Here is a 13,551-nt window from a genome sequence, read left to right as displayed (position 1 = left end):
ACAACCTGCTATTGCTCTTTATCGTATAATTGTTGTAATTTTTGAAGCCTAGGATCAACTTGTTGAGTTTGGGAATCGTCATTGTCTTTTTCTTTTTCAAGTTCGATCATCTGATCTTCGTCAATAACTTCCCAACCATGACCTTCTGTTAGCATTTGATCGCTATTCTCAGAAAAAGCTCGCATTGGTTTCTCAATGATAACCAATTCTTTAGCAATGTCTCGGATATTAATCATGCCGTCAGTTGCAAGATGATAATGTTCATCATCATCTATTTCCTCATCAGCATAATTATCATAACCTTCTAAATCAAATACTTCAGACGTACGAACATCTAAAGGAACATCTACAGGTACTAATGTACGTGCACAAGGCATTGTATATGTTCCAGTTAAATGAATATCTGCAATGACTTCATTTGATTTTACAGTTAATTCACCTTCGACATTAATCTCTGATAAATCAATCAAACCTAATGGTTCTATTAAATCTTCAAAATTAGCCGTCTGATTGAACTCAAATGGCTTACCTTGATATTTTCTTAATTGCGTTATTGACCATTTCATATGGCTTCACCTCTAACAAACACAAAATTTATTTTAACTTTACAAGTATAAGTTGTCAAGATTTTTTCTTAACATACTCCATTCTGTTACAATACTAATAATGAATACTGAAAGGACGAAATGCAAATGAAAAGTGTTGGACTCATTACAGAGTATAATCCATTTCATAATGGCCATTTATATCATGCACAACAAGCGAAATCAAAGTCTAATGCTCATGTTTCTATAGCATTAATGAGTGGCAATTTTGTTATGCGAGGAGAGCCCGCTATATATAATAAATTTCTACGCACCAAAATGGCACTGTCAGGCGTTGATTTGGTAGTTGAACTTCCACTAATGGCTAGCCTTTCGTCTAGTGATTATTTCGCTGAATTAGCAGTTAAAGTGGCTCAGTATCTTGATATAGATGTAATTGCTTTTGGCAGTGAAATTGCTAATATTTCCCGCCTTGAAAATGTGGCAAATAATATCATCAATTTAGAACATTCACCTCATTTTCAAAAATTAATAAAAAGAGGAAAAAGTTATGCCACAATTATGCATGAACTGATTGAAGATAGAGAGATATTACAATCGTCAAATAACATTCTCAGTGTCGCCTATTTAAAAGCAATGGCGTTACACGCACCTAATATTCAAGGCTTAACAATCGAACGTTTAGCTTCACAACACCAAGATAAGTCTATCAATCATCATTTATTCGCAAGTGGCTCAGCAATAAGAAAAGCACTAACAAATAATGACAATCAATGGAAAACTGTCGTGCCACAAAACATACAACACTTGTATGAGCCTCCACATCTATTAAAAGAACAGGCATTTAACTTTATTAAATTTGAAATTTTAAATCATTCTGAAGATGAATTATCAAATATTTATACTATGACTGAAGGTTTGGAAAATCGATTAAAAGCGTCTATTCTAAACGCTCATAGTTTTGAAGAATATATGTCTTTAATTAAAACGAAGCGCTTTACATATACCCATTTACAACGGGTGCTTATGCAAATTCTGTTACATATACCTAAAGATGACTTATCTACCCACATCGAGGGAGTGCGCGTTCTAGGTATGAACGATACTGGACAACAATATTTGAAATATTTAAAAACTCAATTTCCCGAACGTCAATTTATCACTAACGTTAATAAAAAGAATGTTAAGTTGTTTAAAAATGAAATTAAAGCCACTAATATTTATAACCTGCTATCAAATCAAATAGCCAATGACTTTAATACTCCTGTCATAAGGTCGTCAAAGTAACTTTTCATAATAAATTCACATAAAAAGAGGCTGATCCATTAATAAAAAAATGGTTTAGCCTATAGTTATGGCAGTAGTTGTCTGAAATAAAGATGCGTTCGAGCCTCACTTTCTTCATTTCTAGTCAACCTTGCCGGGGTGGGACGACGAAATCTTTAAAATTACATTAGATTTCTGTCCCACTCCCTAGATTTCTGTCCCACTCCCAGCAAATGGTCTAATTTACAAGAGGTTAAAACATGAATCTTTTATGGTCAGTAAGCCATGGTGAATCTGTTTCTACCTCTTTATTTCTCATTTTTATAGACAAGAATGGTTATCTAAATATACTTTATTTTTTATTGAATTTTTCTTTTAAAGCTTCTTGTACATTTAAAGGTACAAAATCTGAAATATCAGCTTTATATTGCGCAACTTCTTTTACAACGCTTGAACTGATAAAAGAATAATTGGTGCTTGTCATCATATACATTGTTTCAACGTTGCTGTTTAACTTTTTATTCATCGATGTTAAACGCAATTCATATTCAAAGTCACTTACGGCTCTTAACCCACGAATAATCGTTTGGGCGCCAATCTTATCACAAAAATCGACTAGCAAACCATTGTAATTATGCACCTCTACGTTAGGAAGGTGCTTCACAGATTCACGAATTAAATCCATGCGTTCTTCAATGCTAAACGTCCCTGCTTTACTACTGTTTTTTAATACACATACATGAAGTTCATCAAAACGTCCGGCACTTCTTTCAATGATATCAATGTGACCATATGTAATCGGGTCGAAACTGCCTGGAATGACCGCTTTAGTTTTAACCATCTTGTTCTCCTTTTTCTAGTAACAAAGTATCGGTTAATCCATAATGATATTGTTTAATCACTTGGAAACCTTTGGTGTCAATTTGTTCTTGATTGCTAAACTCACAAACGATGATACCATTTTCTTTTAATAAATTAAACTCAGCGATTTGCTCTAAGGCCTTATCAATCAATCCTTTATTATAGGGAGGGTCTAAGAAGATAAAGTCAAATTGAAGTTCGCGTTTATTTAATGCTTTTAATGCACGATCAGCATTATTTTTATAAACTTCAGCATGATCACGTAAATCTAATTGTTTTAAATTTGCTTGGATTACTTTAACGGCTTTAAAGTTTTGATCTACAAAGATGACCTTCTCCATGCCACGCGATAGAGCTTCTATACCTAAAGCGCCACTTCCAGCAAATAAATCTAATCCAAGACCATGCACGTCTTGTAAACTATTAAAGATACCTTCTTTCACTTTATCCATAGTTGGACGTGTATTTCGCCCTTCTAGACTCTCTAAAGGTTTACTTTTATGCTTTCCTGCTATAACTCTCATATTGACTTACACTTCCATTTCATCAGGTTATTTAATATAATTTGTTGTGAAAAAGGAGAATGATTATTATATGAAACAATCTTTTATCGTCTTAGGCGAAGGACTCACTGATTTATTCGAATTTACTACACTTATTGAATACAATTATCCCCGCATAGATAAGATAGTGTACTTACATTCACCACAATCTACACAACAACTTTCTTCGGTAGTCATAATTATGCATCCTACATCTGGCAAACATTTTCAAGCTATGTATATGATGCTTAATGCATTGAAATATCCTTATCCTGATGGAAATAAAAAATTCGAACTCATTAATCACCAAGCCAAAAAATATAACGTTCCAGTCTTCGGTCTTGATGTTCAACCTTCCGAAACGTTCCATACACGTGAACAATATTTTAACTATTTAACTGGAGTATTACGACTACAAAAGTGGATACCGCCAATGCAATAAACTTAACTATTATCTCGTCTTCTGTACAACTATAGCATCTCGTGTTTTTCTTTTTCATATGTTTTTTTAAGATACTTATATGGTGAACCATCAATATCAAGCACATATTTAAGCTTCATTAATTTTTGAATAATTGTATCTGCATCTTGTTCATTAATATATAATACAACGTATTTTCGCTGTTTATTTGTATACACAATATGACCATACTTACGAATTTGACGTTCATGTTTTATATGTTTTAAATAAACAATCAAACTAACTCTAGGTACTAATTCCATAATATACTCACTCCATTTATTATGCATAACTACTATACCATGACTATAAATTTTATAAAATATTTAAAACTGAAGTTTAGAACGAGACTGTGGCATTAATTATTTGTGCTCTGGGAATCCGATAAATGGTGTCCCAACCTCAACTTAGTTATGTGTGTTATTATTTTTGAATTTTAAATGATTTAGACCCTAAATATTACTTTACTTTTGAAAAGAGATAAACTTTGGTACGCTTACAATAACTTTGAGGAGGTATGACTGATGACAAATAAGAAGAGATGGGCTTTCAATTTAAGTATAGCAAGTGCTAGTTTATTAGGTAGCCTATTTTTCATAAATAAAAATAAAGAAACAACAAATGCTAAAACTATTCCTAAATTCTTTGATAGTCCAGCCCCCTATATTTTCGCACATAGAGGTGGAATGGCTGTACGACCAGAACAAACGCAATTAGCATTTGATAACGCAGTAGCTCATGGTTTAGACGGCTTTGAAACAGACGTGCGTTTAACAAAAGATGAACAATTAGTCGTCTTTCACGATGCTACTGTTGATCGTACTACGAATGGTTCCGGAAAAGTAAGTGAGCATACTGTATCAGAATTAAAACGTCTTGATGCAGGTTACCATTTCACTGATATTAATGGCGACCATCCATATAGAAATCATGAAAAAGCTAAAATTTTAACATTTGAAGAACTTCTTAACATGTACCCTAATATGTATATTAATGTAGATTTAAAAGACGAACCTAGTAGTTATGAAGGGACAGTAGCCCCTCAAAAAATGAATGAAGCGATTATGAATAATAATGCTACACAACGTGTCCTTGTAACAAGTTTTCATAAACAACAAAATGAGCGTTTTAGAAAGATTAGCAACGGGGATATCGCTATAGGTGCTAGTCAACAAGAAGTTGCAGAAGGATTTATTAAATTCAATACCGGTTTAGGAAACACATACCACCCTGTGGCGGATACTTTCCAAATGCCAACTTCATTCAAAGGTGTTCCTCTAACATCTAAGCGTTTTATTCAATGGCTTAACTTATTAAACGTTGTGCCAGGCTTTTATGGCATAAATAGTATAGATATGATGACGGATTTATATGCCAAAGGTGTTCACACACTAGTTACAGATCGTCCAGATTTAGGGAAACAATTTAAAGCAACATTATCTACTAACGATACTATCGATTAACGTAATTAATATGCACCTTTAAAGTTAATTTTCATTCCAACTTTAAAGGTGCATTTTGATTAAACTATTTAAAATTTGTACTCTAAACGAACTAAGGAATATCATCTTTTAAAATTAAAGACTACAATTACAAGAGCCTCCTGTGGCACATCCATCATGACTTGTTTTAAAGAAAGGATTTCCCGCTTCGATTTTAACATTTTCAGAAACAGAAAAAGCAATCTTAGTAACTACTTCGTCAATTAAATTCTGTAATGCCACTTCTTTAGATTTATAATCCATAACTACTGGTAACATTTCGTAAGCACGTTTACGACGTCGTGTTTCCATCATTACTTTTTGATAATCAGGATGATATTTACCAAAACGCATCACTTCATCATAACGTGTCTTAGCTTTCATAAATGCTTGATACATTAGATGGGCTTCATCGTCATTATCTAACTTTTCTTGCGCTTGACGATAATCATAATAAAGTTTAGATTGGACTATCATATCGGATAATCCCTCTATATCATCTAAAATTGCTACTGTATCCTCAGTATACATTTAATCCACTCCTTTCTTAATTTATTAAACTAATCATGTTGATACTTAATTCACTATTCAAAGCGTCTTTTTATTATCTATCTACCATGTTATTTCTCTACGAAAATGAGTGAGTAATAATTTCTCATTACTTCGCCACCCATTTCATCATATTTGTTTTTAAGCATTCTCGAACGGTGCATATCTGAATTCATCCAACTATGGATTAGCGTTGGTACATCATCGAAGTCATAACCCACATTTTGGCTTGTTGAAGTAAATGAAATAGATTCATTTCCTAATTGACTTTTTAACGCATCCTCAGTAAATTCTACATCTTCAGTACCTGTAGCTTCATATAAATTTACAGAAGCAATATGTGATAAATCCGAATTGACAGTTAAAGGCTTAAGATTTTTCAACTTACGCATTTCATTCGTAATTTCATACAATGTCATCAATTGATTAGGATTTTGTTCATAAGGAAGTGTATCTTTTTTATCCTTATTGAATACCTCTTCACTGCCGTTGTCGCTATTTTCTTCATTAGCTAATTGATATGGCTTTAAGAAGACTAACGCTTCTTTGTCTAAGTAGCGCATACCCATGATTTGATTAGATTGTTGATCTACATATACTTGCGCATAGACATCACCATATTTGATTAATGTTTGCGTTTTAATATCTTCATCAGATAATTCAAAATTGTAACGTTTTCCATTTACTTTAATCGATGGGTCAGGGTTAATGCTAGTATTTTCAAAAATATGTGCTGCACTCTCATTAATCTCTAACGGTTCTATTTGGGCTTTTTGACCAGTTGCATAAACAGATTTTATCTTATCATTTCTAGTGGATACGATATAATATTGTTCGTCTTTCTTAAATATGTAATTCATATAACGGCCTTTAAAAGGGTACGTACGTGTAGCTTGCCCATATTTACTTGTTAAATAGCTTATATCTTTACCTATCCAAGTTCCTACACCCTTTTTAGGAGCCGGATTTTCAGTATTAGTTTTGGAATGCGGTGTCTGTTCTGTTCGATTTGTCGTAGTTGATTTATTAGGGTTTTCCAATACATCAAACTTCAGTCTTGGTGAGTAAAATAAATATATTAGAAACATGATTAAAAATATTACGCCTAATACTTTAATAATTAATTTTGCCATCTTTCACCCACCTATTAATAATTACATCTATTGTACAAAATAACTAATTTAATAATCAAGATATCCTTATTTCACTTAAACAATTTTATAGTCAAATTAATTAATACCTATTTTAGAAAAAATTAAACATGTTTCTAAAATGAAAAATGAAGGCTAAGACAATCAAATTAATGTCTTAGCCTTCAATATTACATGATTTTAATATTAATTTATAGTTTTAAAGAACGTATTATAAACCTAACGTAGCTTTAATTACTGATGTTGTTTCTCCACCTGGATAGAACACGTATAAAAGCAAATAAACCGCTACACCAGTAATGGCTGTAAAGAACCAAATAATCGATGCGACTGGACCTGCTTTTCTATGCCAGTTAAATTTATCTTTAAACGCAGTAATAATTTGAACTAATCCTAATATTCCACCGATTGTAGCAAGATTAATGTGGAAAATTAAAAATATTTTATAATATGTTCTAACTGAATCTGGTCCCCCAAAATCTGTATTACCTATGAAGATCGTTCTTGATGCATAAATAATAAAGAACGTTAATGCAAACACCGCTGCCCATAACATTGTTTTTTTGTGTTTATCAATATGGCGATGCCAAATTTGCCACCAGCCAATTGCCACAAATATAGCACTAATTACAATACAACTTGTACTAATAGTTGGTAGAATTGGTAAATTCATATGTTTCATCCTTATTTAATTTAAATATTTTTAAATCATCTTAATTAACGAAACGACAACAACTAAAACGAAAAACACTACTAAGTAATTTAGTGAGTAAATAAACATTTTTGTTGCCCATTTAGTTTGATCTGTATGTTTTTTAAATGATGTTAAACCAACATAAATCCAACCTAAATTTAATAATGTCGCTAATACTACAAATGTTGTTCCTAGACTTGATAGCAAGAATGGTAATGGAAGTAAGAAAACTAACCAAATAAATATGCTTACTCGAGTGCGTTTAAACCCTTTTACTGAAGGCAACATAGGAATATTAGCTAATGAATATTCATCACTACGTTTAATCGCTAACGCGTAGAAATGAATAGGTTGCCAACAAAAGATAACTAAAAATAGTGCAATAGCCACAAGGCTAATATTACCATCGATGGCTACCCAACCGATTAACGGTGGTACTGCTCCTGGAAAACTACCTACTACAGTGTTCCAAGTTGTATGTCTTTTAGACCAAATAGAGTAATAAGACACGTAACCTACGATGCCGATAAGTCCTAGTACTCCTGATGGTACATTTAATAAGAATAAGCAAGCCTCTCCTACTAACATCATACCAAAACTTAAAATTAATAAATTTTTATCTGAAATTCTATCATTAACTGTCGGTCTATTTTGTTTACTTGGCATTATACTATCGATATCTTGATCATAATAATTATTCAATGCACAAGCTCCACCCATAATTAATGTTGAGCCAATCAACATTAATAGAATTTGAGGTATTGACGATAGGAAGGAATGATTTGTCATCACAACCGCTAACCAAGCTCCAGCAAAAGCTGGAATTAAGTTACCTTGCACCAAGCCCATTTTTATAATTTGTTGCAACTCTTTAAAAGAAACACGGCCTGATGCTTGCGATAAAGTTTGTTCTTTGCTCATGGTCCCCCTCCTTGATTTATCCATATAATAATATGATATAGCAATTATTAATAATTGACTAGTTTTATAGCAAATTAAATTGTGACACTTTAACGACATTCTGTATCACTATTTGTTGTTCATCACTTATGATGTATAATTGTTGTAATAATAAAATTTATAAAAATATAGACATTGATTAGGAGCAAATAACGAGAGTAAAACATTAATAGTTTACGCTTGGAAATCAAGTAGTGATTTTCAATCTCTATGAACTCTTAGTTAATGATGGGGTGTTTAACATTGTTTAATAGACGAAACCTTAAATGGTTATCAGTATTAGCGACAATCATAATGGCATTTGTACAACTTGGCGGAGCGCTAGTAACTAAGACAGGTTCGGAAGACGGGTGTGGAGCTTCGTGGCCGCTCTGTAACGGCGCTTTATTACCTCAAAATCTACCAATTGCTACAATTATCGAACTAAGTCACCGAGCTGTCTCAGGGCTATCCTTAATTGTTGTATTATGGTTAGCTATTACTGCTTGGAAAAATATCGGGTATATCAGAGAAGTTAAACCACTTTCAATTATCAGTGTTGCATTTCTATTAGTACAAGCATTGATAGGTGCTGCAGCTGTTATATGGCAACAAAATTCTTATGTTTTAGCACTTCATTTCGGCATCTCACTTATAAGTTTTTCTTCTGTATTTGTGTTAATGCTCATTATTTTTGAAGTAGATAAAAAATATGAAGCGGATGAATTATTTATTAAAAAGCCATTAAGAACACTTACGTGGATTATGACTGGTATTGTATATTTAACAATTTATACTGGTGCATTAGTACGACATGCGAAAGCGAGTTTAGCCTACGGTGCTTGGCCACTACCATTTGATGATATTATCCCGCATACTGAACAAGACTGGGTACAGTTCGCGCACCGTGGTATGGCTTGCATTGCGTTCTTTTGGATAATGGTAACGTTTATCCATGCCGTTAAGAATTACTCTGAAAATCGTACAATCCGGTATGGTTATACTACAGCATTTATTTTAATTATCATTCAAGTTATTACCGGTGCCTTATCAGTAATTACAAACGTTAATTTATTTATCGCTTTAATACATGCACTATGTATTACAATTTTATTTGGTATGATTGCTTACTTTATCATGCTAATGCTTCGTTCAATTAGAAGTAAACGTGGTTAATTCTAGAACACACTGAAGTAATTTTTCAAAGTTACTTCAGTGTGTTTTTTATATCCCTCACATATATTCATTCAAGTTTACGATTTCTCTATAAGTCAAGAAAATAAATAATACGCTAATATTACTTTTGAAATTTTTTAAATAAGAATAAAAACGACCGAAACGTTTTATCTAAACGTTACGATCGCTTTTGTTTATAATCCATTTAATTATTCAGCTTTTTCAATTTCAATTAATAAATCACCTGTAGCAATAGCCTCACCATTCGTTACAGTTACCTTTTTAATTGTACCATTAAATGGTGCTTGAATAGTTGTTTCCATTTTCATAGCTTCAGTAATGAGCAACGGTTGATTTACTTTAACTTCGTCTCCTATAGCCACTTTAACCTCAGTGACCGAACCTGGCATTTGCGCTCCAATATGACTTGGGTTCGTTTTATCAGCTTTTGGTTTAATATTAGCGTTTGTTTTTACATTTTCATCTTTAATGGTAATACGGCGAGCTTGACCATTCATTACATAATAAATAGTTCGGTTACCATTCTCATCAGCTTCACTAATTGTTTCTAGTTTAATAATCAAACGTTTACCAGTATCAATTTCTATTTCAACTGTTTCCCCATTACGCATACCAAAGAAGAATGTTGGCGTATCCAATAATGATAAATCACCATATTGTTGCTTAGTTTGAATATATTGATCAAACACTTTTGGATATAATACATAACTAATAACATCTTGTTCAGTGACTTCTCCATAGTCTTTTTCAACCAACTCTTGGCGAATTGCATCAAAATCAACAGACTCTAAATATTCACCTGGACGTTCTGTTAGTGGACGTTGTCCTTTTAAAATAACCTCTTGTAATTGTTTATTAAATCCATTAACAGGTTGACCTATATCTCCTTTAAAGTAAGACACTACAGATTCAGGGAAATCAAGTTTATGACCTTGTTCGATAACCGCTTTTTCATCTAAATCATTTTGGACCATATAAAGTGCCATATCTCCTACAACTTTAGATGAAGGTGTTACCTTTACAATATCTCCGAATAAGAAGTTTACGCGACGATACATATCTTTGACTTCGTTAAAACGTGTGCCTAAGCCTAAACTTTTAGCTTGTTGTCCTAAATTAGAATATTGTCCACCAGGCATTTCGTGTTGATAAATTTCAGTATTAGGAGATTTAATATCACTTTCAAAGTCATTGTAATAAGGACGTACATTACCCCAATAATGACTAAGTTCTTCCAGTCCTTCTATATCCGTACGCATATTACGTTCGAAACCATTAAGTGCGTAATATAGTGAATTAGCGCTTGGTTGACTTGTTAAACCACTCATTGATGCTACTGCCGTATCAATAATGTCTACGCCAGCGTCAATTGCTTCTTTATAAATTAATAATCCATTACCACTTGTATCGTGGGTATGAAGATGAATTGGTAAATCTACTGCCGCTTTCAATTCACCTACTAATTCATATGCTGCTTTAGGTTTTAAGAGGCCAGCCATATCTTTAATTGCTAAAATATGGAACCCTTCTCTTTCGAGTTCTTTGGCTAAGTTTACATAATAATCTAACGTAAAGATATTTGAACGTTCAGGATTTAGAATATCTCCTGTGTAACAAATTGCACCTTCAGAAATTTTTCCAGCATTTTGAACTGCTTCATTAGCTACTTTCATCTGATCCACCCAGTTTAATGAGTCGAAAATACGAAAGACGTCTACCCCTGCATCGGCACTCTCTTTAACAAATTTCTCAATAACATTGTCCGCATAATTTTTATAGCCAACTGCATTTGAAGCACGTAATAACATTTGGAATAAAACATTTGGAATTGCTTTACGTAACTTTTCCAATCTTTCCCATGGATTTTCTTTCAAGAAGTTATAAGCTACATCAAATGTTGCCCCGCCCCACATTTCGAGTGAAAAGCTATCTTTAAATACTTCGGCAGTTTTTGAAGCAATATTCATCATATCTTTTGTACGTACACGTGTCGCTAATAATGATTGATGTGCATCTCGGAATGTTGTATCAGTAACTAAAACATCTTGTTGTTTTCGCACCCATTTAGCAACTGCTTGTGGCCCTTTATTATCTAATAATTGCTTTGTACCACTTAAAGTTTGTATTTTTTTGCTAGAAACCTGAGGGATAGAAGTAGTTTCATAATCCGGTTTTTCACGTTTTTCCACATTAGGGAAACCATTAATTGTAACATTCCCAATATATTCAAGTGTTTTAGTACCACGGTCAAGTGTTGGAGCAATATCGAATAATTCCGGTGTCTCTTCTATAAATTTCGTTGTATAATCGCCACTACGGAACTTATCATTACGCATAACATTAACTAAAAATGGAATATTCGTTTTCACACCACGAATTCGCATTTCACGTAATGAACGTTCCATTTTTTCTTCTGCTTGTTTAAATGTAACAGCATGTGTAGATAGTTTTACTAAGAGAGAATCGTAATAAGGTGAAATTTCTGCACCTTGGAATCCGTCCCCAGCATCTAAACGTACACCAAAACCACCACTTGAGCGATATGCAATGATAGTGCCTGAATCAGGCATAAAATCATTAGTTGGATCTTCAGTTGTAATACGACATTGAATAGCATATCCCAATGATTGGATATCTTCTTGTTTCGGCATTGCAATACGTTCATCGAATAAATTAGCTCCGTCTGCAACTAAAATTTGCGTTTTGACGATATCAATTCCAGTAATCATTTCAGTAATAGTATGTTCTACTTGTACACGCGGATTCACTTCGATAAAGAAAAACTCATCCCCTGATACTAAGAATTCTACAGTACCAGCGTTGACGTATTTAATATCACGCATCAATTGTAATGCAGCATCACAAATACGTTCTCTTAAATTATTAGATAATCCGACTGAAGGCGCTACTTCTACTACTTTTTGATGACGTCGTTGTACAGAACAGTCACGTTCATATAAATGTACGATATTACCGTATTCATCACCGATGATTTGAACTTCAATATGCTTTGGATTATCAATATATCTTTCAATATAAACTTCACTATTACCAAATGATTTTTCAGCTTCTGATTTAGCTCTGTAAAAAGCATCTTCTAATTCACTTTCATGGCGAACAATGCGCATACCTTTACCACCGCCACCACTTGTCGCTTTAATCATTAGTGGGAAGCCAGCTTCATGAGCAAATGTTCTAGCAGATTCATAATTTTCAATTGGACCGTCTGTACCAGGAATAACTGGTAAATTTGCTTTAATGGCAGTTGTTCTAGCTTTTACCTTGTCTCCAAACATATCTAAATGGTCTAAGTGAGGTCCAATAAATTTGATGCCTTCTTCTTCGCATCGTTGCGCAAAATGTTCATTCTCACTCAAGAAACCATAGCCTGGATGTATCGCATCAACACTAGCACGCTTAGCTACCTCAATAATACGTTCAATATTTAAGTAACTTTCCGCAGGACCTAAATCTTTTCCTACTAGGTACGATTCATCTGCTTTATATCGATGTAATGAATTTTTATCCTCATTAGAATAAATCGCTACTGTTTGTATATTTAATTCTGTTGCCGCCCTGAAAATTCTAATCGCAATTTCACCACGATTGGCTACTAATAACTTTTTGATGTGTTTCAAAGAAGGACCCCCTTAAAGTTTGAAAATTCTAACTAATTAGATAATAAAATTTTATCTTAAATAAATTTAGAAAGCTATAATTTTTTTATATCAATTAACCTATAATAATCTTAAGTCATGAATACTAAGAGTTTCCTTGATTAAAATATCTTATTATAACTATTACTAAATGTTATTGATAATAATAACTTTATATTATCACTTGTGATAAAGTAGCGCTACTTAAAT

General features: G+C 33.0%; 13 protein-coding genes. 4 read left to right on the top strand and 9 right to left on the bottom strand.

The window, feature by feature from the left end; all coding sequences use genetic code 11:
- Positions 1 to 8: 8 nt before the first annotated feature.
- Positions 9 to 566 (bottom strand): YceD family protein, encoded by a 558-nt coding sequence (locus CD147_RS07900; RefSeq protein WP_103166871.1) that lies wholly within the window; start codon positions 564 to 566, stop codon positions 9 to 11.
- Between the two features lie 126 nt (positions 567 to 692).
- Between CD147_RS07900 and CD147_RS07895 the strand changes: the two genes are divergently transcribed.
- Positions 693 to 1,832: a nucleotidyltransferase gene (locus CD147_RS07895; RefSeq protein ID WP_103166870.1), complete on the top strand. Its 1,140-nt coding sequence runs from the start codon at positions 693 to 695 to the stop codon at positions 1,830 to 1,832.
- Positions 1,833 to 2,163: 331 nt separating this feature from the next.
- Here CD147_RS07895 and coaD read toward each other — a convergent pair whose 3' ends face one another.
- Together coaD and rsmD are read right to left on the bottom strand one after the other, a co-directional pair.
- Positions 2,164 to 2,652, bottom strand: coding sequence for a pantetheine-phosphate adenylyltransferase (gene coaD / locus CD147_RS07890; RefSeq protein WP_103166869.1), 489 nt, complete (start codon positions 2,650 to 2,652; stop codon positions 2,164 to 2,166).
- Complete coding sequence (rsmD, locus tag CD147_RS07885; RefSeq protein ID WP_103166868.1) at positions 2,645 to 3,196, bottom strand: 16S rRNA (guanine(966)-N(2))-methyltransferase RsmD; 552 nt, start codon at positions 3,194 to 3,196, stop codon at positions 2,645 to 2,647. Before rsmD ends, coaD begins: the two co-directional genes overlap by 8 nt.
- 70 nt (positions 3,197 to 3,266) lie before the next feature.
- Here rsmD and CD147_RS07880 point away from each other — a divergent pair, with 70 nt between their 5' ends.
- Positions 3,267 to 3,656, top strand: a complete 390-nt coding sequence (locus CD147_RS07880) for a DUF7147 family protein (RefSeq protein ID WP_103166867.1) — start codon at positions 3,267 to 3,269, stop codon at positions 3,654 to 3,656.
- A 29-nt stretch (positions 3,657 to 3,685) separates the two neighbouring features.
- Here CD147_RS07880 and CD147_RS07875 read toward each other — a convergent pair whose 3' ends face one another.
- Positions 3,686 to 3,937: a DUF2129 domain-containing protein gene (locus CD147_RS07875; protein WP_103166866.1), complete on the bottom strand. Its 252-nt coding sequence runs from the start codon at positions 3,935 to 3,937 to the stop codon at positions 3,686 to 3,688.
- Between the two features lie 261 nt (positions 3,938 to 4,198).
- Between CD147_RS07875 and CD147_RS07870 the strand changes: the two genes are divergently transcribed.
- Positions 4,199 to 5,137, top strand: coding sequence for a glycerophosphodiester phosphodiesterase family protein (locus tag CD147_RS07870; protein ID WP_103166865.1), 939 nt, complete (start codon positions 4,199 to 4,201; stop codon positions 5,135 to 5,137).
- A gap of 114 nt (positions 5,138 to 5,251) precedes the next feature.
- Here the strand turns inward: CD147_RS07870 and CD147_RS07865 are convergent, their stop codons facing one another.
- The 4 genes from CD147_RS07865 to cyoE form a co-directional block, all read right to left on the bottom strand.
- A complete protein-coding gene (locus CD147_RS07865) occupies positions 5,252 to 5,686 on the bottom strand; it encodes a YlbF/YmcA family competence regulator (protein WP_103166864.1) in 435 nt (144 codons plus the stop codon).
- Between the two features lie 89 nt (positions 5,687 to 5,775).
- Complete coding sequence (locus CD147_RS07860; RefSeq protein ID WP_103166863.1) at positions 5,776 to 6,837, bottom strand: CAP-associated domain-containing protein; 1,062 nt, start codon at positions 6,835 to 6,837, stop codon at positions 5,776 to 5,778.
- A gap of 229 nt (positions 6,838 to 7,066) precedes the next feature.
- A complete protein-coding gene (locus CD147_RS07855; protein ID WP_103166862.1) occupies positions 7,067 to 7,528 on the bottom strand; it encodes a DUF420 domain-containing protein in 462 nt (153 codons plus the stop codon).
- Positions 7,529 to 7,558: 30 nt separating this feature from the next.
- Entirely contained in the window at positions 7,559 to 8,470 is a 912-nt protein-coding gene (gene cyoE / locus CD147_RS07850; RefSeq protein ID WP_103166861.1) for a heme o synthase, read from the bottom strand.
- Between the two features lie 282 nt (positions 8,471 to 8,752).
- Here cyoE and CD147_RS07845 point away from each other — a divergent pair, with 282 nt between their 5' ends.
- Positions 8,753 to 9,664, top strand: a complete 912-nt coding sequence (locus CD147_RS07845) for a COX15/CtaA family protein (protein WP_103166860.1) — start codon at positions 8,753 to 8,755, stop codon at positions 9,662 to 9,664.
- Positions 9,665 to 9,873: 209 nt separating this feature from the next.
- On the opposite strand, the gene CD147_RS07840 is transcribed toward CD147_RS07845, so the two are convergent.
- Positions 9,874 to 13,323, bottom strand: coding sequence for a pyruvate carboxylase (locus CD147_RS07840; RefSeq protein WP_103166859.1), 3,450 nt, complete (start codon positions 13,321 to 13,323; stop codon positions 9,874 to 9,876).
- Positions 13,324 to 13,551: the final 228 nt, after the last annotated feature.

This window comes from Staphylococcus devriesei (assembly GCF_002902625.1).
GTDB lineage: Bacteria > Bacillota > Bacilli > Staphylococcales > Staphylococcaceae > Staphylococcus > Staphylococcus devriesei.
Note: the sequence above shows the minus strand (reverse complement) of the source record. Positions and strands in the feature narration are given on the sequence as shown.